Genomic DNA, 18139 nt, shown 5'->3' on the forward strand with positions numbered 1-18139 from the left:
GCACAAAGTAAAACGCCAGCAATGAATGCTGGCGTTTTATATTCGTAAACGGTTTTACGCTGTCGCGACTCTAAAGCGCTCTGGAATCTTAGTAATGCTTTGACGGTAGCTGAACCACAAGTAGGTTACCGCTAACGAGAAGAACAAGTAAGACAAAGCAAACACGATTGGAGAAGTAATCAACTCAGCTGACATCCCCCACATTACACCAACTACGGTAATCGTCAGCTTAGACAACATGCCACAGATCAATAAGAACAAAGCAAGCTGTGGGAAGCGGGAGCTACGGAATGCGAAGAAGTAGCAACTGCCAACGGCAAGTGTTGCAATAGACAAACCTAGCATGAATGAATGGATGTGATCTGCTGATGCAACACCTGCAGAAACAGAAGCCATAAGTAATAGGAACAATTTCATAAGTCACCTCACTACAAGTAGAGAAAAGCATCCTTTCATTAATGAAAACTCATTTTGCGCCCTATTTTGCTTATCTATTTAGCAATTACAAGCACAATTTTTGTTCAATTTATGTTCACTCCATCCTTCCGAATTAAGTTATTACAAGCAGTTAACATTCTCTAATTTATAAACCCTTTAGTTCCTGCACTTACAGAAAACAGTCTCTATTTTGCCCACTTTTGTTACAGAACATTAACACTAAAATATTTTGAAACTTTTTGCTTAAACTGTGAACCAAACACTCAGCTTCACGCTATCCACCTTGTTTCACTTAGGATCTCACTACCAAACCAGCGATTCTTTACGTTAGATCAACATTTTCTTCATATATAAAACCATCCCATTACAAACATTTTTAATGCTTCAAATTATTTTTAGTGACAGGGGTAAAAAGAGATTCCAATCACACATTTATTGGTTATAATCCGCGCTCATTACGTTATGTGTTGAAAAACGCAAACTTATTTTGAGCAAACCTTATCTTTAAACCGACCCCTCTTTGCTATTTGCCTAGGGGTATTACTGAGAACAAAAATGAGCAAGATTGATAAAGCTATGCGCATCCTGTTAGCAGGATTCTGTATCAACCTTTGTCTTGGCATCCTGTATGCTTGGAGTGTATTCAACAAAGCACTAGTGACAGAGTCAGGCTGGAGCGCAGCAGAAGCATCTGCACCTTACGCGACTGCAACTATTACTTTCTCTATCTGTCTTCTTGTTGCAGGTATTCTTCAAGACCGTATGGGCCCACGTTTGATCCTTATCCTAGGTACTGTGCTTACAGGTCTAGGCATGATTGCGTCTGGTTTTGTTAACTCGCCTCTAATGCTGAACATCACTTTCGGTGTGATCACTGGTGCAGGTATCGGTTTTGGTTACGCGTGTCTTTCTCCTTCAGCAATGAAGTGGTTCCACGCATCTAAGAAAGGTATGGTTAACGGCATCATCGCAGCAGGTTTCGGTCTAGCAGCTATCTACCTAGCTCCTGTGACTTCTGCGCTGATCGACAGCATGGGCATTCAAACAAGCTTCCTAGTTCTTGGTGTTGGTATCCTTGCTATCGCTGTTCCTCTAGCAGCAACAATCAACAACCCACCAGCGGATTACACGCCAGCAGAGCCTAAAGTAAAAGAAGGTCAAGCACCTAAGGTTGTTAAGAAGTCTGACGACCTAACGTGGAAAGCAATGCTTAAAACGCCACAGTTCTACTCTCTATGGATCATGTACGCGTTCGCAGCTTCTGTTGGTCTAATGATCATCGGTAACATCACGACTATCGCAAGTGTTCAAGCGAACCTACCAAACGCAGTTTACCTAGCGTCTATCCTTGCGGTATTTAACTCAGGCGGTCGTGTAGCAGCAGGTATGCTTGCAGACAAGATCGGCGGCGTACGCACTCTTCTTCTAGCGTTCGTTCTACAGGGCATCAACATGGTTCTGTTCGCAACGTTCAAGACTGAGTTCACGCTGATCATCGGTACAGCAATCGCGGCAGTAGGTTACGGTACGCTTCTAGCAGTATTCCCTACTCTAACGGCTGAATTCTACGGTCTGAAGAACTACGGTACTAACTACGGCGTGCTATACACAGCATGGGGTATCGGTGGTGCAATCGGTGCTGCTGTTGTTGGCTTCTCGATGACAAATGGCGAAGGCTACACACTGGCTTACACAGTATCAGCAGCAATGATGGCGGTATGTATCGTACTAGCGTTCATCACTAAGCCACTGACTGAAGCAAAAGTAGCACAACTGAAAAACGCTTAATCGCCAGTCCAGCTCTATTTATCTAATAGATCTGCAGAAATTGATTCGAAAAAGGCTTAACCTATGGGTTAAGCCTTTTTTATTGTTAGTTGGTTATGGAAAACACGGTCGAACTCGCCCCAGATTACTATCTCAATAACTTCTTTAAACTCACGCAGCACGCCACCGAGTGGTACTGTGATTTGCTCACTTCAGAAGAGCATCTGTGGTTATCAGTTTTTGAAAGCTTATCCAAACCCGCTCAATGTCTTCTCGTACGCTTGTACAGTCGCAAAGGCTGTTGGTTTCGTAGCGACAAACTCAACTATCAAGAAATCGAGAATATCGAGTCGGCTTTGGGTGAATTGGCTGGTCATGATTTTGTCTCGCTCTCCCCTGACCTAACAACGCAAGAGTTAGCAGCGAATCTACTGACCAAACCAGAGATCGTCACGCTCTATCCTGAGCATCCTAAATCCCTCAAGAAAGAAGCATTAGTGGCATGCCTAAGTGCAGAGCGTTTCGAGCTATTTGAGGCTCTGGATTTCACGGTGATTAAGCTGAACTCCGCGCATATGATTGATGTACTGCTAGCCCTATTCTTCGCGAATACTCATCAGGACTTAAGTCAGTTTGTCCTTGATGATTTAGGTTTGAATCAATTTGAAACGTACCAACTTAGTGACGCTCGACGATTCTTTGAAAATAGAGAACAAATAGATCGCCTGATCGAACTCAGTCAAATCTCCAACCTTTATTGGCAAAGCGATAGAAAACAAAAAGCAAACCTCGATGTTCTTATCGAAGCAATGCCAGAACGAGTTGAACATCGCTACGTCGACCGTAAACGTGAGCACATGATTAACGACATTGCACGTGATTACGAACGCATAAACGAACTTGAGATGGCAATTGCGCTGTTTGAGACGACCACACTCGCGCCAAGCCGAGAACGTCGTGCTCGCATCTACGACAAGCTAGAACAAAACGATTTATTTGGTGACATTGTCACGGAAATGCTCACTCAGCCTATTGATGTCTCTGAGTTTGAGGTAGCACAGAAGCTCGAACAACGCGTTAAACGTAAACAAGGCTTGAAAGTCCCGAGAGCCACTAAGCCAAAATGCAGCGAATACCACATCGAATTGGATCTATCTCAGCAACGGGTGGAGCTGGCAACCAAAGCGCATTTCGAAAGTTTAGGTTGGGCCGTCTTCTATTCCGAGAATTCCCTACTCAACAGCTTGTTAGGATTAACCCTGTGGGATGCGATTTTTGCACCGATAGAAGGCGCATTCATTAACGCTTATCAACATCGACCATTGGATTTGTATCACGCCGATTTTGCCGATAAAAGAAAGCAGCTTATCGACAATGCGCTTGAGCAAGTTCAACAAGGGAATACACAGTCTTTGTTTGATACATACCGAGATAAAATTGGTATCAGTAATCCCTTCGTCAGTTGGGCATATGTGAACGAAGAGTTGTTATCCCTTGCTCTTGAACACATCCCTAATGCCCTGTTGGTCGAACTGTTTAACGTGCAGTTAAGCGACCTAAAACTCTATCGAAACGGTATGCCGGATTTGATTGCATTTAAAGATGGGAAGTTTGAATGGATAGAAGTGAAAGGTCCGGGCGATAAACTCCAAGATAACCAATGGCGTTGGATCAAGGAGTTCAATCGCCTCAATGTGCCGTTCTCAGTCTGTTATGTATACCCAAGTGACTTCAAGATGCAGGATTCAGAGCGTTGTCATTGATTCGAGGTCAAGGAAAACGACGCCGCGTAATAGCCAGCTCTTTCCAAGTTGTTTGACGCAGAGATCGGGGCAATGACACGCTCCCGAAGGGCGAGCTGTCTTGGCTTGTATACTTTGTTGTCGATTCTTGATTTAGAGTGACTAGATCTTTAAATCGCCGCCGCGTCTACAAACCAAGTCATTCTCGCTGAACCTTGCATCTCGAGGTTACTTGGGTATAACAGCACAAGCTTAGAAAAGAGCCAGAATGGTCTTAGCTACTTACTTTGGCGTTCTTCTGCCCTTTCTTCTCTTTCAATTGATCAATCACGTAGCTTGGTGCGACTTTCTCTAGTTCGCCCAAGCACTCATCTGTTTTCGGGTTGTCGTAACGAACATAAATGTCGCAAACCGCATAAAGCTGTTCCGGCGCACCAGAGATCAAATACGCTTGCTCAAAAGACTTCACCGATTTGTCTAGGTTGTAGTCTTCTTGCAGTACGCCATTGAGATACCAGTAGTAGCTGTTATCTTTCGCCATGTTGGCCGCTTTTTCGATTTCTGTCGCTGCATTCTTCTTCTCATCCAAACGCACCAGCGTCAGCGCTTTCGAGTAATGCAAAGACGCATTATCAGGATGAAGTTTGATCGCAGAATCCAACGTCTTGACCGCATCGGCATCGCGTTGCTGCGCACGGAAGTTATCGGCCAGACTCAACCAGATTTGTGGATTCTCCGGTTGATTGGTCACTAAAGCTTGATAGATTTTATCTGCTTTATCCCATTCATGATGCCAACGATACACATCCGCTAATAACAGTTTGGAGCCGTCGTCTTTCTTGTGCTCTAAGTAGCTGATCAGTTCAGCAACCGGAGCTTCAAGCGTTTGCTGTTGCTCGCTGCTCACGTTAGCAAAGTCACGCACTAAGTTGGTCGCAGCAGTAATACGGACCATAGCCTCTGGGTCACTCAACAGTGGCTCAATCATGCGCCAGCGATGTTCAATCGTGTAAGGTTCTGCTCCGACAATCGCGGCTTCACGAACCGCGGGGTCTTGGTCTTGAAGGCTGCGTGCAACTGCCACCAGCGCGTTTTGACTTGGGTATTTCGCCAACTCATGCAACGCTTCAATGCGCTTTTCTACTGGTTGTTTCACGTCTTGAGCTTGATAAGACCACTTCGCAACCACTTGCTGTGGCGACATCTGTGCTGAATGGGTTTCCTCAGCACTTGTTACGCTCGCAGAAGAAACTTGGTCCGGTGCTAGCAAGGTTTCATCCTGCGCTGCAACAGATTGGCTTACGGTGACGCCTAGAGCGATGGCTAATAACGTTTTTGAGAATGTCATATCAATCCCCTTAAAATTTGGTTTCGAATACAGGACGCTTCGCCGCTTGTTGGCGTAACACTGCATCACTGTATTTGCCATGTGCCACAGGGTTACCCGTTGCACGAAGAATGTATGCCATTGCCTTATCAGCATGAGAGAAGAACTTTTTCCAACCTGCACACAGGTAGTTCAACCCAGGTTCACCGTCTTTGGTGCGAATGAAACGGTTTTTCGGACACTCGCCGTAGCAAGCGAATTGGTAATCACACTGTTGGCACTGCTTGGTTAACGAGCGAGTCTTGGCAAAGCCAAACTTTTGCTGCTCAGGACCATACGCCAACGTGTCTAATTTTTCGTGGTGGATGTTGCCAATCTTGTATTCTGGGTAAACGTAATGGTCACAAGCAAAAACATCGCCGTTTGGTTCCATTGCCAAGCCTTTACCGCAGATTTCACCGAGTGTACAAAGCGGGTTTCTGCGACCCATCCACGCCTCGACACTCGCTTCAAAGTATTGAACGAAGACTTTACCAATGTCGTTTTGTACCCACTCATCGAAAATAGCGATAAGGAAGTTACCCCAAGCCTCGTCCGCGACACACCAAGATTCAACGACCGAGTCTTTGTGACCAGGAATAAGACGCTTGTCGCCTTGTTTCAACTGCTCTTGCGGCTCCCATGTTTGAGGTGCGGTAGTACGGAACGTTTTTTGTTCCACGATGGGAATAAACTGCATTTGAGGAGAGCGAACTTCATCACGTAGGAATCGGTACACTTCAATTGGGTTACGGCTCGTTAGGTTATTCACACAAGTCAGTGTCGCGAACTTTACTTCATGAGCGTGCAAAAGCTCCACAGCGTTCATCACTTGCTTGAACGTGCCTCGCCCTGCTCGGTTGGTACGGTAAGCATTGTGTAACATCTCTGGTCCATCGATACTCAAGCCGACCAAAAAATTATTCGCTTTTAGAAATGCACACCAGTCATCGTTCAGCAACGTACCGTTGGTTTGCAAATCGTTGGAAATTATCACACCTTCAGGCTTGTACTTCGCTTGAAACTCAACAATTTTCTTGAAGTAATCCAAACCCAACATCGTTGGTTCACCACCCTGCCAAGAGAAGATGATTTCTGGTGTGTTTTGCCCTTCAATGTATTGGCGAATGTAAGTTTCAAGTGTTGCTTCATCCATTACTGGCGTGCAGCCTTTTTTATACTCAAGTAAGTCCTGCTTGCTGAGATAGTAACAGTACGTACAGTCTATGTTACATGCCGCACCAATTGGCTTTGCCATCACATGTAAACGCTTAGACGCTTTACCATTGAACTGAGGACCTTGAGTAATATGCATGAGTCACCTTTAGCGTAATGAAAGTTAAGATGATACGACCATAACAACGCCATTTTCACCTTGATGACCTAATCATAAATCTCATTAATACAAGAGGCTTGTTATACCGTTTATAACCTTTTTTCATAGCGTTTATTGCTAATCTTCATCATGACTTTTTTGGCGAGAAACTATTGATGAAATCATTTAAAAGCAAATCGTTAACCGCACTTTCCATTCTATCATTCAGCGTATTAATGAGTGGTTGTGCGACTCAATCACCGCACCCTATCGCGCTCAACATTGATCAAGATATGGTGTTGGTTGAAGGCGGTTCATTTGTCATGGGATCGGACAGCGACTCCGCCAAGAAGGCAGAAACCCCTGCACGCGAAGTGAGCGTAGATGGCTTCTATATTTCCAAATTCGAGGTCACTCAAGAATTGTTTGAATCTGTCATGGGTTCTTCAATGAGTTACTTCCAAGGTGCAGACGTCCCGGTTAACAACTTGAGCTGGCAGCAGGCGAATTACTTCATCGAGAAGTTGAACGAGCTGACCGGTGAAACCTACCGCTTGCCGACAGAAGCGGAATGGGAGTTTGCCGCAAAAGGGGGTAACAAGAGCCAAGGTTTCACTTACGCAGGTTCAAACAACATTGCTGATGTGGCGTGGTATGCCGACAACTCCAAAAACCAAGCTCATCCCGTTGGTCAAAAACAACCTAATGAACTTGGTCTGTATGACATGACAGGTAACGTTGGTGAGTTCGTGATCGACGCGTATGACGATACTTTCTACCGCTATGGCCCAACCGAGAATCCAAACAACGCTAAAGATGAAAAAGCCGGCCTAGCACACAAGTCCGTGCGAGGCGGCAGCTTTGCTTATGATTCTGATGAATCAGAGAATTTCCGTCGTGATTTCGCTAGCCAGTCTATAATTATGTCGGACATGGGACTTCGCCTTGCTAAAGATGCTGATTAAGCACGATTACGCATGAGAAGCGAAGTTACTGCCCCTTTGCGCATTCTTACCAATTAACACGTCTCTTGGTTAGGGAAATGGTTAGGGAAAGAGGCTAAATCCACGTTGTTCTCATTTACGTTTCACCTCAAATGTATACAAGCAATACATTCAAACTTAGGTAAATAATAATATGAAGAAACACATCTGTGCCCTTGCAGTCTTATCTGGTTTATCGTTCTCAGCGATGGCTTTAGATTGCGACCCAAGCTTGCTGCCTTCTTGGAAAGATGGAGCAAGTAAGACCGCCATCGTAAACTACATTGACCAATCTTTGGATACAACGAAATCGACATTCATCCCTGAGCAAGACCGTATTGCCGTGTTCGATAACGACGGTACGTTATGGTCAGAGAAGCCATTCTACTTCCAACTGGCTTATGCGCTAGACGAAGTGAAACTCATGGCAAAAGACCACCCAGAATGGAAGACAAAAGAGCCGTTCAAATCCGTATTGAATGATGACATCGAAAGCGTCTTTAAGGGTGGTGAAAAAGCGCTACTTGAGATCGTAAAAGTCACCCACAGTGGCATGACAGTAGAAGAATACCAACAGAAAGTTTCTGAGTGGTTGAAAGCCGCAAAAGATCCGCGTTTCGGCAAAGCTTACACAGAGCTGACTTATAAGCCGATGCGTGAAATGGTGACCTACCTGCAAGAACACGGCTTTAAAACTTACATTGTCTCCGGCGGTGGCGTGGACTTTATGCGTGTTTGGGCACCAGAGGTTTACGGCATTCCAGAACAACAAATCATTGGTAGTGCACTGAAATACAAGTACGACTACAACGACGGTAAGCCAACCGTCACTAAGCTAGATGAGATCCTGACCATTGATGACAAAGCGGGCAAAGTTGAAAATATTCAACAAATCATTGGTAAGAAACCAGTACTCGCTATTGGTAACTCAGATGGTGACCACGCAATGATGCAATGGGCAACAAGCCAACCAAACTCTATGGCAATGATCGTTCATCACACTGATGAAGATCGCGAGTGGAAGTACGACCGTAAATCGAGTGTGGGGCACTTAGACAAAGCGATGGATGAGGCCAACCAACGTGATAACTGGCACCTGATCGACATGAAAAATGAGTGGTGTACGGTTTACTAAATACGCCTTTGTAGATGAGAGACTCCCCTTCATGGGGAGTTTTTTATTTATTTTCAAACGTTAGGCTTTTCTTCACGATCACTTCACGACTCTTCACACATAATGCCTCTCATCAAAACGAAGAGGTAAAACAAAAATGACAAGAACACTCCTGACAATCCTAGCGGCAAGCTCTTTCTCTGTTGCAGCAGCGCCCTATGTAGGTTTGGAATATGGATTCGGCACGACTGACCACGATTTTGAGACATCTTTTGACGCTGACGGTGTGAATCTAAACCCTGAATTGGAAGACGGTATTTTTGGTGGCTTTGTTGGCTACTCTATCAACGACTCTTGGGCAGTAGAACTGGGTTACAACCAATTTGAACTAGAAGATAGCCGCTCAAAGAACCTAGGCATCCAGAATATTGATGGAAAAGACTACCACCGCGAAATGGAATGGGATTCATCCATCAAGGCAAAACAAATCACGCTTGCTCCTGTGTTTAGCTATGCATTAAACGATAAATGGACCACCAAAGTAAAAGCGGGTCTGAGCTACACACAATACGAATCGAAAGCCGGTAAGTACGAAGAGCACGAACTGGTTTCAAATGACGATGTGGAAATGAGCAAAACACTTTTCCACAGCACAGAAAAGAATAACGAGTTGGGTGCCGTCTTCTCTGTTGGTGCGGAATACAAAATCTTCCCTCAATTGACCATCGGCGCAAACGCGAAGTACCAACTTGATAGCTACGCAAACACAGCATCGATTAACGTAGGTTCAACCTACTACTTTTAATATAGGAAGCCTCTAGCATGAAGAAACTGATCTTAGCTACCGCACTCGCTCTTTTATCAGGCTCTGCGTTGGCCGCTTTTACTGGCCCAACGACATCTGCCATTAATACCGTCAAAGAAGCGCAGAATGCCGCTGACGATAGTTTTGTTCTGTTAACGGGGAACATTGTCCAAGCCTTAGGTGACGAGACTTACTTGTTTAAGGATGAGACGGGCGAAATCCAAGTTGAAATCGACAACGAAGATTGGATGGGCCAAGACGTATCACCACAAGATAAGGTCGCGATTCGTGGTGAAGTTGATTCAGAGTGGACAACAATGCAAATCGACGTTGATACTATCCAAAAAATCTAAGCTCTCCGCGCTAATAACGACAAAGCCACCTCACTTAGGTGGCTTTTGTGTATAAGTTTAAATTTATTATGAATCGACACATAAGCAAGGGCAATTCGGTGGAAGTACCAAGTTGATGCTTCTAGCTTGAACATCAAAACGAATTTTACTCGAGCGGTAAGGCTCACCATCTAAGTTGAGCGGCAACAACTTAGGAAAATCGATTTCCAACCAACTTGCCTGAGTGTGTTTAACGAATTGCCCTAGTTCGGTTGGATTTTGAATTTCATCAATTACTTGAGGTAGCTCATGGGGCAAGAATGGATGCACCAAAGTAATGTCCATTAAACCATCATCAATAAGTGCATTTGGCGCGAGCTCTTGTCCACCGCCAGCTAAACGACTATTGCAAAACGCGCCAACGAGAATTTCTCCCTGATAACTACCCTGTTCTATCGTCAACGAGCCATCATAAGGTTTAAAGCCTAACGCTTTTACTAGTCCTGTTAATGTGTAAGCGCCACCACCTAAAAAGTTCTTCAGCTCTACGGGCGTCTCTGCGGTAATTTCTGCGCCAAAGCCTGCTGCTGCAATGTTCATAAAATAACGGTCGTTGGCTTGAACGCTATCTACCGCAACGGCGTCACCATTGACTGCGAGATCAATGGATTCTCGAATCGTGGTTGGGATTTTTGTTGCCGTCGCAAAATCATTCGCCGTCCCCATTGGGATAATGGCCAATTCAGGCCGAGCATTCGCGTCAATCTGGTTGAGCGCTGTGACCGCTTCGTTGACAGTCCCGTCACCACCCGCAACAACAATACGTCTAATGCCTTCATTGACCGCTTCTTTAACTAAGCGCTTCATGTCCGCAGACTCCCAAGTCACACGAACTTGCAAATCTACACCCTGCTCTCGCATTCGCATGATCTCGTTGCGAAGTTCAGGGGTTCCGGCTTTCTTACCGTTTAGAATGGCACGTATTGTCTTCATGCTCGCTCCTCGTTATCGAATCGTTTTACCCGCTTGTTTTAACTGAGCTCTTAGCCATTGATGCGCGCTTTCATTACTGCGGCTAGAGTGCCAAATTGCACAAAGGTCATGCACACTGTCATTGAAAGGCAACGGCACGGCTTTGATGTCATAGGTTTTTGAGAAGTGTTCGATGGTCGACTGTGGCAACATTCCAATGTATTCACTGCCGTTGATCACTGGCAACATTTCCATTGCACCGGCCGCGCGATACACAATGTTGCGACTCGCCAAATCTTCAATGTCTTCACCCGTTAACAAACTATTGCGAGCGTGCCAACGAGATACAACAACGTGTTCTTCCGCCAAGAATTGCTCAACTGAACAAGAATCTTCAATGCGCGGGTGCTTAGAGCTGCATACCACCATCAAACGCTCAGAAAAGATTGGGTCCATTTTTAATACCGTTCGCCCACGCGGCGGCAAATCAATGATCAAATCGTATCTCTGTAAACGTAAGTCGCTTTCGTAATCTTCGGTAAACAGCGGATGCACTTCTAACCCGATATTAGGGGCTTGCTCACGGATCTGACGCATCAGTTGTGGCATCAACTCATAGCTCGCTACGGATACACAGGCGATCGAAAAAATGCGGTTAGAAACTTTAGGATCGAAACTGCTAGAAGCGGAAAGCGTAGAGGTGAAGTTTTTTAACGCAGCAACCATTGCGGGATAGATATCCATCGCAAAGCTGGTTGGCTCGACGCCAGAAGTACTTCTGTGGAAAAGTGGTTCATCGTAGATATCACGCAGACGAGCCAGTGCTTTGCTCACCGCAGGTTGGCTGATATCAAGACGAGCAGCGGCCTTAGACAGGTTCTGCTCTTCGTAAATCGCCACAAAAATTGGGATAAGGTTTAAATCGGTGCTCTTCATTTTGCAAACATAAAACAGGACATGGTCTTATTTTAGCTAACAGTATGATAGTTAACGACTCAGAACACCGGATTTGAGCGTCTATGCATGTTTTCGCGAGTTTTAACCTCGCATTGACGAAGAATATTCTGAAAATCGCTCAAGATTTTCCTAGGTAAGGGGTTAAAAAGGCACTCACCTCTTCTCCACATAAACCAATTTCTACTTCTACGCCGCCTTCTTTTAGGATGTCGATACCACGACCAGCATTTCGAGGGTCAGGATCTAACATGGCAACCACCACTTTTTTGATGCCGCAAGTCACTAAGGTTTTCGCGCAAGCAGGTGTACGTCCAACAAACGAACACGGCTCTAGTGTTACGTACGCGGTCACGTCACTTAAATCGCCATTGTAAGCCTTGAGAGCTTCAACTTCTGCATGATTGCCGCCAATAGCCTGTGTATGCCCCTCTGATACGATTTCGCCGTCTTTGACCAGCACGCAACCAACAGGTGGGTTTGGTTGACAAGCAGGCAGCGCGTTGCGTGACACTTCCAACGCACGAAGCATAAATTGTTGGCTCATTTGGATCTGATACTCGTTATTCAAAATTTGGGTGATGGATTCTAACGCCAGCATGCTTTCCTCGCTATATAAAAGTGTTTGCAAAGCTCTTACGTTTGGCCTCTCCAAACAAATCAATCCCTTTATGATTTTCACAAAAAATAAAACGGGGCGAACCGAAGTTGCCCCGTTGATTACCACTCTTCAGACCGCATTCCGAAGTGTTGACTAACGAATTCTCATCGTCAGTTCAACTGCACGAAGTTGTGCCAATGCCTTGTTCAACTCCATGTGTGCCTGTGCAAAGCTAATGTCGTCCATGTGCGCACGAATATTTTCTTCCGCCGCCCTGCGGGCTTCTTCCGCCCTAGCTTTATCAATATCCTTACCGTGTAACGCGGTGTCAGCAAGCAGCGTAACGACATCCGGTTGAACTTCAACTAGCCCACCAGAAACGTATAAGATCTCTTCTGGTTTCGATAAATCCCCCGAAATGCGAGCAACGCCTGGCTTGATTTTACTGATCAATGGAGAATGGCCCGGACGAATACCGAGTTCACCATCCGCACCAGCGACGGCAAGTGCATGGGCCGGACCAGAGTAGAGAGTACCTTCTGCACTCACCACATTCAGTTGAAACGTACTTTGGGTAACCGCAATGGCCATAGTGCCTCCCGCGCTTTACAGTTTGTTCGCTTTTTCAAGCACTTCATCAATGCTGCCGCAATACATAAACGCTTGCTCAGGTATATCGTCGTATTCACCCGCTAACAACCCCTTAAAGCCGCGAATTGTATCGGCAAGAGAAACGTAAACACCTGGGTCGCCAGTAAATACCTCTGCTACGTGGTATGGCTGAGTAAGGAAACGTTCAATCTTACGAGCACGTGATACCACTTGTTTGTCGTCTTCAGACAGTTCATCCATGCCTAAAATGGCGATGATGTCTTTCAATTCTTTGTAGCGTTGTAATGTCTGCTGCACACCACGAGCGATGTCGTAATGCTCTTGACCTACTACTAATGGGTCCAATTGACGAGACGTCGAATCTAACGGGTCAATCGCTGGGTACAAGCCCATTGCCGCGATGTTTCGGTTAAGTACCACCGTCGCATCCAAGTGCGCAAATGTGGTTGCAGGAGACGGGTCAGTCAAGTCATCCGCAGGCACATAAACCGCTTGGATAGAGGTGATAGACCCATTCTTGGTTGAGGTAATGCGCTCTTGAAGCACACCCATTTCTTCTGCGAGTGTCGGTTGATAACCTACCGCAGATGGCATACGACCAAGCAATGCAGAAACTTCTGTACCAGCCAACGTATAACGGTAAATATTATCCACGAACAACAGTACGTCACGGCCTTCATCACGAAAACGCTCTGCGATGGTCAAGCCTGTTAGCGCAACGCGTAGACGGTTACCCGGTGGCTCGTTCATCTGACCGTAAACCATGGCTACTTTGTCCAGAACACCCGCTTCCTTCATTTCATAGTAGAAGTCATTACCCTCACGAGTTCGCTCACCAACCCCGGTAAAAACCGACAAACCTGAATGAGCTTTTGCAATGTTATTGATAAGCTCCATCATGTTTACAGTCTTACCAACACCTGCACCACCAAACAGACCGATTTTACCGCCTTTCGCGAACGGGCAAATCAAATCGATAACTTTAACACCCGTTTCGAGCAACTCAGTGCTACTTGATTGTTCTTCATAGCTCGGTGCTTCACGGTGAATCTCGTAAGACACTTGCTCGCCAATAGGACCACACTCATCGATTGGATGACCCAACACGTTCATGATACGACCTAGGGTTTCTTCACCAACAGGAACCGTGATCGGATGGCCTGTTGATTCGACTTCCAGCCCACGTTTAAGGCCGTCAGAAGACCCCATTGCGATACAGCGAACCACACCGCCGCCCAACTGTTGCTGCACTTCCAGCATCAGTGAGCCATCGCTGCCATCGTTTACTTTCAGTGCATCGTAGACTTTTGGGCCTTCACCTTGTTCGAACTCGACATCTACCACCGCACCGATGACTTTGACGATTTTGCCAATACTCATAATCTAAACCTCAAATTCTCTCTCTAAACCGCTTGCGCGCCGGATACAATTTCACTCAACTCTTGAGTAATTGCCGCTTGGCGCGCTTTGTTGTAAACCAGTTGTAGGTCTTCAATAAGTTGCGCTGCGTTATCAGTCGCGGCTGACATTGCCATCATCCGCGCGGCTTGCTCACAAGCGATGCTCTCAACCACACCCTGATAAACCAGCGATTCGACATAACGTTGAATCAAGTGGTCGAGAATGTCTTGAGGAGACTGCTCGTAGAGGTAATCCCAACGAGCTTCTTTATCACGTGAAATGTCTTCTTTCGGGAACGGCAGCATTTGCAGTACCGTTGGCTTTTGCACCATGGTGTTTACAAACTGGTTGTAAACGAGGAACAAGCGGTCGATTTTGCCTTCGGAGTAGTGCTCCATCATGGCGTTAACCGCGCCCAACATGTCTTCTAGTTTTGGTGCATCACCAAGGCCAGAAGTTTGCGCCATTACTTTCCCGAGGGACTGGAAAAAGCTGATTGCTTTCGAACCGATGAGCGTCGTATCTACCTCAACGCCCTTCTCTTGCCAGCCTTGCATTTCTGCCAATACTTTTTTGAACAAGTTACTGTTCAGGCCACCACACAAACCCCGATCGGATGAGATGATGATGTAAGCCACTCGCTTCACTTCGCGTTCTTGAAGGAAAGGATGGCTGTACTCCAGCGTACCGGACGAGACGTGACCGATAACCTTACGCATGTTCTCCGCGTAAGGACGGGACGCCTGCATGTTCTCCTGCACTTTGCGCATCTTGCTGGCGGCGACCATTTGCATTGCACTCGTAATTTTTTGCGTGCTACTCACGCTAGCAATTTTGGTGCGAATCTCTTTGGTATTTGCCATAACGGACTCCTGTTAGTGGTCCTACGATTGCAGCGCAGTGAACTCTGTCAGCAAGCTGTTCAATTCACTCTCAATCTCATCGTTGTAATCACCAGTTTGGTTGATTTTATCGAGTAGTGGTTGTGCGTTAGTTCGACCAAATGCCATCAGCTCTTCTTCATAACGAGACACTTGATTTAGTGCCACATCATTGAGGAAACCTTTCTCAGCAGCAAAAATCGCCAACGCTTGCTCTGCGACCGTCATTGGTGCGTATTGTTTTTGCTTCATGAGTTCAGTGACTTTCTCACCGTGGTCAAGCTGACGACGTGTCGCTTCATCTAGGTCAGAAGAGAACTGAGCAAATGCGGCCAATTCACGGTATTGCGCCAACGCGGTACGAATACCACCCGACAGCTTCTTGATCACTTTGGTTTGCGCTGCACCACCTACACGAGATACCGAAATACCTGGGTCAACCGCTGGACGTAAGCCTGAGTTGAATAGCTGAGTTTGGAGGAAGATTTGACCATCGGTAATCGAAATTACGTTGGTGGGTACGAACGCCGATACGTCACCCGCTTGGGTTTCGATGATTGGCAGTGCGGTTAGAGAACCTGTTTTGCCTTTTACTTCACCGTTAGTGAATCGCTCAACGTATTCTTCGTTAACACGTGCTGCACGTTCTAATAGGCGTGAGTGGAGGTAGAAAACATCACCCGGGAAGGCTTCACGACCTGGTGGACGTTTTAGAAGTAGTGAGATTTGACGGTAAGCCACCGCCTGTTTTGATAGATCATCGTAGACAATCAGCGCATCTTCACCACGGTCGCGGAAGTATTCGCCCATGGTACAACCTGCGTATGGCGCTAGGTATTGCAGCGCTGCCGCTTCTGATGCTGACGCAACCACAACGATGGTGTTTTCTAGTGCGCCGTGCTCTTCTAGCTTGCGAACCACGTTGGCAATGGTCGATGCTTTTTGACCAATTGCGACGTAAATACATTTAACGCCCAGTTCTTTTTGGTTGATGATGGCATCAATCGCCATCGCGGTTTTACCTGTCTGACGGTCACCGATGATCAACTCACGTTGACCACGGCCGATTGGCACCATGGAGTCTACTGCTTTGTAACCGGTTTGGATTGGTTGGTCGACAGACTTACGGTCGATAACACCAGGGGCAATCACCTCAACTGGGTCCATACGGTCGAATGACACTGCGCCTTTACCATCGATTGGCTGACCTAGCGTGTTCACCACACGACCGAGAAGTCCGTTACCGACTGGCACTTCAAGAATACGATCCGTGCCTTTTACCTTCATCCCTTCTGACAAGTCCGCATATGGGCCCATCACAACGGCACCGACGGAATGACGCTCTAAGTTCAGTGCCAACGCAAAGCGGTTATCTGGCAGTTCTAGCATCTCGCCTTGCATAACATCTGCAAGACCGTGAATTGTGATGATGCCGTCACTCACAGAGACGATAGTGCCTTCATTTCTCGCTTCACTTTCGAGGTTGAAGTTATCAATTCGGTCTCTGATTAATTCACTAATTTCATTTGAATTTAATTGCATTTCTATACCCCGTTACACATGTAGGTTGGTCGCCAATCGACTGAGATTGGTAAGAACACTGCCGTCATACACGGTCTGTCCTGCTGTGATTACCACACCACCTACAAGGGATGGATCCAGTTGTGTTTCTAACGTAATGGCTTTACCGTATTTTTCGGTTAATGCTTGTTTAAGCCTTGCCATTTGTTCCTCATCCAGAGGTTCTGAAGCACGCACTGTTACTGTCATGGTTCGCTCGTATTCGGCTTTCATTTCAAAGAACTGAACCGCCACTTCTCCCAGCGCTATTAAACGCTTGCTCTCTTCCATAATGCGAAGAAAGTTCTCGAAACTTTGATTTAGCCATTCGCCACCAGCGTGAAGAATCAAATCCAGTAATGGCTGTTCCGAGCCTTCTTCACTGAGATCATCCAGAATCAGAAGTGTGTTTGGTTGTTCCATGATGACTTGAGTAATGGCAAACATCTGTTGCCAGTCATCCAAGCACTCTGCGTCACGAGCGTAATCAAACGCCGCTTTCGCGTAGGGTTGAGCCACTATTGTCAAATCGGACATGTGCCCTCCTACATTTCGTTGATGAAGCGGTTCACCAAGTCGCGGTTAGCCGAGCTATCCAGATTGCGATTTATCAGCTTACTGGCACTCTCAATCACCAGATCCGCCATTTCATCTTTCAGCTCTTGGCGAACTTTGCTGCGCTCGCTTTCCACTTCTGCTTTGCCTTCTGCGACAATGCGCGCTTTCTCTTGCTTTGCCAGTTCAACGGCGTCTGCAACCATTTGATCTTGACGTTGTTTACCTTGGTTGATGATGGCCTGAGCTTTAGAGCGAGCTTCTGTCAGTAGCGCTTCACCATTCGCTTTTGCCAGTTCCAACTCTTTTGCTGCTTTTTCAGTTTGTTCAAGACCTTGAGCAATTTCAGCACGACGCTCATCAATCAGTTTTACAAGTGGTGGCCAGACATATTTCATGCAAAGCCAAACGAAAATCACGAAGGAGATCGCCTGACCAAACATTGAGGCATTTAAGTTCATAGCACCCTCTCTTCTATAACGTTATGAAATTGATTAATTCGAATTACGCTACAGCGAAGATGATGTACAAACCGATACCCACACCAATCATTGGCACCGCGTCCACAAGACCCATCATGATGAAGAACTGAGTACGAAGCATTGGGGTTAAATCAGGTTGACGAGCGACCCCTTCAAGGTATTTACCTGCAAGGTTACCGATACCCGATGCGGCACCCGCTGCACCAAGACCAATCAGCAATGCACCCGCCACGTAAAGAACTGCGCTAACGATATCCAT

General features: G+C 46.2%; 19 protein-coding genes. 6 read left to right on the top strand and 13 right to left on the bottom strand.

Annotation, left to right across the window (positions count from 1 at the left end):
* Positions 1-54: 54 nt before the first annotated feature.
* On the bottom strand, positions 55-417 hold the full coding sequence (locus tag ITG12_RS20825) for a hypothetical protein (protein WP_038867876.1): 363 nt from the start codon (positions 415-417) through the stop codon (positions 55-57).
* A gap of 576 nt (positions 418-993) precedes the next feature.
* Here ITG12_RS20825 and ITG12_RS20830 point away from each other — a divergent pair.
* Positions 994-2226: an OFA family MFS transporter gene (locus ITG12_RS20830; RefSeq protein WP_042602439.1), complete on the top strand. Its 1233-nt coding sequence runs from the start codon at positions 994-996 to the stop codon at positions 2224-2226.
* Positions 2227-2321: 95 nt separating this feature from the next.
* Positions 2322-3968, top strand: coding sequence for a VRR-NUC domain-containing protein (locus ITG12_RS20835; protein ID WP_248874963.1), 1647 nt, complete (start codon positions 2322-2324; stop codon positions 3966-3968).
* A 253-nt stretch (positions 3969-4221) separates the two neighbouring features.
* Here ITG12_RS20835 and ITG12_RS20840 read toward each other — a convergent pair whose 3' ends face one another.
* Both ITG12_RS20840 and ITG12_RS20845 read right to left on the bottom strand, forming a co-directional pair.
* The gene (locus ITG12_RS20840; protein WP_105067075.1) at positions 4222-5295 is read right to left on the bottom strand and encodes a HEAT repeat domain-containing protein; all 1074 of its coding nucleotides are present in this window, start codon (positions 5293-5295) and stop codon (positions 4222-4224) included.
* A gap of 10 nt (positions 5296-5305) precedes the next feature.
* Positions 5306-6628 carry an anaerobic sulfatase maturase gene (locus ITG12_RS20845; RefSeq protein WP_038867885.1) on the bottom strand — a complete coding sequence of 441 codons (1323 nt, stop codon included), beginning with the start codon at positions 6626-6628 and terminating at the stop codon, positions 5306-5308.
* A 176-nt stretch (positions 6629-6804) separates the two neighbouring features.
* Here ITG12_RS20845 and ITG12_RS20850 point away from each other — a divergent pair, with 176 nt between their 5' ends.
* The 4 genes from ITG12_RS20850 to ITG12_RS20865 all read left to right on the top strand — a co-directional run bounded on the left by ITG12_RS20850 (position 6805) and on the right by ITG12_RS20865 (position 9883).
* Positions 6805-7593: an SUMF1/EgtB/PvdO family nonheme iron enzyme gene (locus ITG12_RS20850; RefSeq protein ID WP_038867887.1), complete on the top strand. Its 789-nt coding sequence runs from the start codon at positions 6805-6807 to the stop codon at positions 7591-7593.
* Between the two features lie 172 nt (positions 7594-7765).
* Positions 7766-8746 carry an HAD family hydrolase gene (locus ITG12_RS20855; RefSeq protein ID WP_038867889.1) on the top strand — a complete coding sequence of 327 codons (981 nt, stop codon included), beginning with the start codon at positions 7766-7768 and terminating at the stop codon, positions 8744-8746.
* A gap of 136 nt (positions 8747-8882) precedes the next feature.
* Complete coding sequence (locus tag ITG12_RS20860; protein WP_038867892.1) at positions 8883-9530, top strand: AcfA family outer membrane beta-barrel protein; 648 nt, start codon at positions 8883-8885, stop codon at positions 9528-9530.
* 17 nt (positions 9531-9547) lie between these two features.
* Positions 9548-9883: a NirD/YgiW/YdeI family stress tolerance protein gene (locus tag ITG12_RS20865; protein ID WP_038867894.1), complete on the top strand. Its 336-nt coding sequence runs from the start codon at positions 9548-9550 to the stop codon at positions 9881-9883.
* Positions 9884-9949: 66 nt separating this feature from the next.
* Here the strand turns inward: ITG12_RS20865 and yegS are convergent, their stop codons facing one another.
* The 10 genes from yegS to atpE all read right to left on the bottom strand — a co-directional run bounded on the left by yegS (position 9950) and on the right by atpE (position 18139).
* A complete protein-coding gene (yegS, locus tag ITG12_RS20870) occupies positions 9950-10855 on the bottom strand; it encodes a lipid kinase YegS (RefSeq protein WP_248874966.1) in 906 nt (301 codons plus the stop codon).
* Between the two features lie 12 nt (positions 10856-10867).
* Positions 10868-11770, bottom strand: coding sequence for a LysR family transcriptional regulator (locus ITG12_RS20875; RefSeq protein WP_248874968.1), 903 nt, complete (start codon positions 11768-11770; stop codon positions 10868-10870).
* A gap of 139 nt (positions 11771-11909) precedes the next feature.
* Complete coding sequence (locus tag ITG12_RS20880; protein WP_009704172.1) at positions 11910-12335, bottom strand: bifunctional diaminohydroxyphosphoribosylaminopyrimidine deaminase/5-amino-6-(5-phosphoribosylamino)uracil reductase RibD; 426 nt, start codon at positions 12333-12335, stop codon at positions 11910-11912.
* A 207-nt stretch (positions 12336-12542) separates the two neighbouring features.
* Complete coding sequence (locus ITG12_RS20885; protein ID WP_042602447.1) at positions 12543-12980, bottom strand: F0F1 ATP synthase subunit epsilon; 438 nt, start codon at positions 12978-12980, stop codon at positions 12543-12545.
* Between the two features lie 15 nt (positions 12981-12995).
* Positions 12996-14381: a F0F1 ATP synthase subunit beta gene (gene atpD, locus ITG12_RS20890; protein WP_042602448.1), complete on the bottom strand. Its 1386-nt coding sequence runs from the start codon at positions 14379-14381 to the stop codon at positions 12996-12998.
* 23 nt (positions 14382-14404) lie between these two features.
* Positions 14405-15265 carry a F0F1 ATP synthase subunit gamma gene (gene atpG, locus ITG12_RS20895; RefSeq protein WP_039976906.1) on the bottom strand — a complete coding sequence of 287 codons (861 nt, stop codon included), beginning with the start codon at positions 15263-15265 and terminating at the stop codon, positions 14405-14407.
* A gap of 21 nt (positions 15266-15286) precedes the next feature.
* Complete coding sequence (gene atpA / locus ITG12_RS20900) at positions 15287-16825, bottom strand: F0F1 ATP synthase subunit alpha (RefSeq protein ID WP_248874970.1); 1539 nt, start codon at positions 16823-16825, stop codon at positions 15287-15289.
* 12 nt (positions 16826-16837) lie between these two features.
* Positions 16838-17380, bottom strand: a complete 543-nt coding sequence (locus ITG12_RS20905) for a F0F1 ATP synthase subunit delta (protein ID WP_248874972.1) — start codon at positions 17378-17380, stop codon at positions 16838-16840.
* Between the two features lie 8 nt (positions 17381-17388).
* Entirely contained in the window at positions 17389-17859 is a 471-nt protein-coding gene (locus tag ITG12_RS20910; RefSeq protein WP_038867908.1) for a F0F1 ATP synthase subunit B, read from the bottom strand.
* A gap of 43 nt (positions 17860-17902) precedes the next feature.
* Positions 17903-18139, bottom strand: coding sequence for a F0F1 ATP synthase subunit C (gene atpE, locus ITG12_RS20915; protein ID WP_004730405.1), 237 nt, complete (start codon positions 18137-18139; stop codon positions 17903-17905).

Source organism: Vibrio sp. ED002 (assembly GCF_023277445.1).
In the GTDB taxonomy this organism is placed as follows: Bacteria; Pseudomonadota; Gammaproteobacteria; order Enterobacterales; family Vibrionaceae; genus Vibrio; species Vibrio jasicida.

What these genes read in the sequence shown, in the direction of transcription:
- atpE (WP_004730405.1), bottom strand. Translation starts at nt 18,139, where the DNA reads ATGGATATCGTTAGCGCAGTTCTTTACGTGGCGGGTGCATTGCTGATT.
- ITG12_RS20845 (WP_038867885.1), bottom strand. Translation starts at nt 6,628, where the DNA reads ATGCATATTACTCAAGGTCCTCAGTTCAATGGTAAAGCGTCTAAGCGT.
- ITG12_RS20850 (WP_038867887.1), top strand. Translation starts at nt 6,805, where the DNA reads ATGAAATCATTTAAAAGCAAATCGTTAACCGCACTTTCCATTCTATCA.
- ITG12_RS20835 (WP_248874963.1), top strand. Translation starts at nt 2,322, where the DNA reads ATGGAAAACACGGTCGAACTCGCCCCAGATTACTATCTCAATAACTTC.
- yegS (WP_248874966.1), bottom strand. Translation starts at nt 10,855, where the DNA reads ATGAAGACAATACGTGCCATTCTAAACGGTAAGAAAGCCGGAACCCCT.
- ITG12_RS20855 (WP_038867889.1), top strand. Translation starts at nt 7,766, where the DNA reads ATGAAGAAACACATCTGTGCCCTTGCAGTCTTATCTGGTTTATCGTTC.
- ITG12_RS20910 (WP_038867908.1), bottom strand. Translation starts at nt 17,859, where the DNA reads ATGAACTTAAATGCCTCAATGTTTGGTCAGGCGATCTCCTTCGTGATT.
- atpD (WP_042602448.1), bottom strand. Translation starts at nt 14,381, where the DNA reads ATGAGTATTGGCAAAATCGTCAAAGTCATCGGTGCGGTGGTAGATGTC.
- ITG12_RS20830 (WP_042602439.1), top strand. Translation starts at nt 994, where the DNA reads ATGAGCAAGATTGATAAAGCTATGCGCATCCTGTTAGCAGGATTCTGT.
- ITG12_RS20875 (WP_248874968.1), bottom strand. Translation starts at nt 11,770, where the DNA reads ATGAAGAGCACCGATTTAAACCTTATCCCAATTTTTGTGGCGATTTAC.
- ITG12_RS20860 (WP_038867892.1), top strand. Translation starts at nt 8,883, where the DNA reads ATGACAAGAACACTCCTGACAATCCTAGCGGCAAGCTCTTTCTCTGTT.
- ITG12_RS20880 (WP_009704172.1), bottom strand. Translation starts at nt 12,335, where the DNA reads ATGAGCCAACAATTTATGCTTCGTGCGTTGGAAGTGTCACGCAACGCG.
- atpG (WP_039976906.1), bottom strand. Translation starts at nt 15,265, where the DNA reads ATGGCAAATACCAAAGAGATTCGCACCAAAATTGCTAGCGTGAGTAGC.
- atpA (WP_248874970.1), bottom strand. Translation starts at nt 16,825, where the DNA reads ATGCAATTAAATTCAAATGAAATTAGTGAATTAATCAGAGACCGAATT.
- ITG12_RS20825 (WP_038867876.1), bottom strand. Translation starts at nt 417, where the DNA reads ATGAAATTGTTCCTATTACTTATGGCTTCTGTTTCTGCAGGTGTTGCA.
- ITG12_RS20885 (WP_042602447.1), bottom strand. Translation starts at nt 12,980, where the DNA reads ATGGCCATTGCGGTTACCCAAAGTACGTTTCAACTGAATGTGGTGAGT.
- ITG12_RS20840 (WP_105067075.1), bottom strand. Translation starts at nt 5,295, where the DNA reads ATGACATTCTCAAAAACGTTATTAGCCATCGCTCTAGGCGTCACCGTA.
- ITG12_RS20905 (WP_248874972.1), bottom strand. Translation starts at nt 17,380, where the DNA reads ATGTCCGATTTGACAATAGTGGCTCAACCCTACGCGAAAGCGGCGTTT.
- ITG12_RS20865 (WP_038867894.1), top strand. Translation starts at nt 9,548, where the DNA reads ATGAAGAAACTGATCTTAGCTACCGCACTCGCTCTTTTATCAGGCTCT.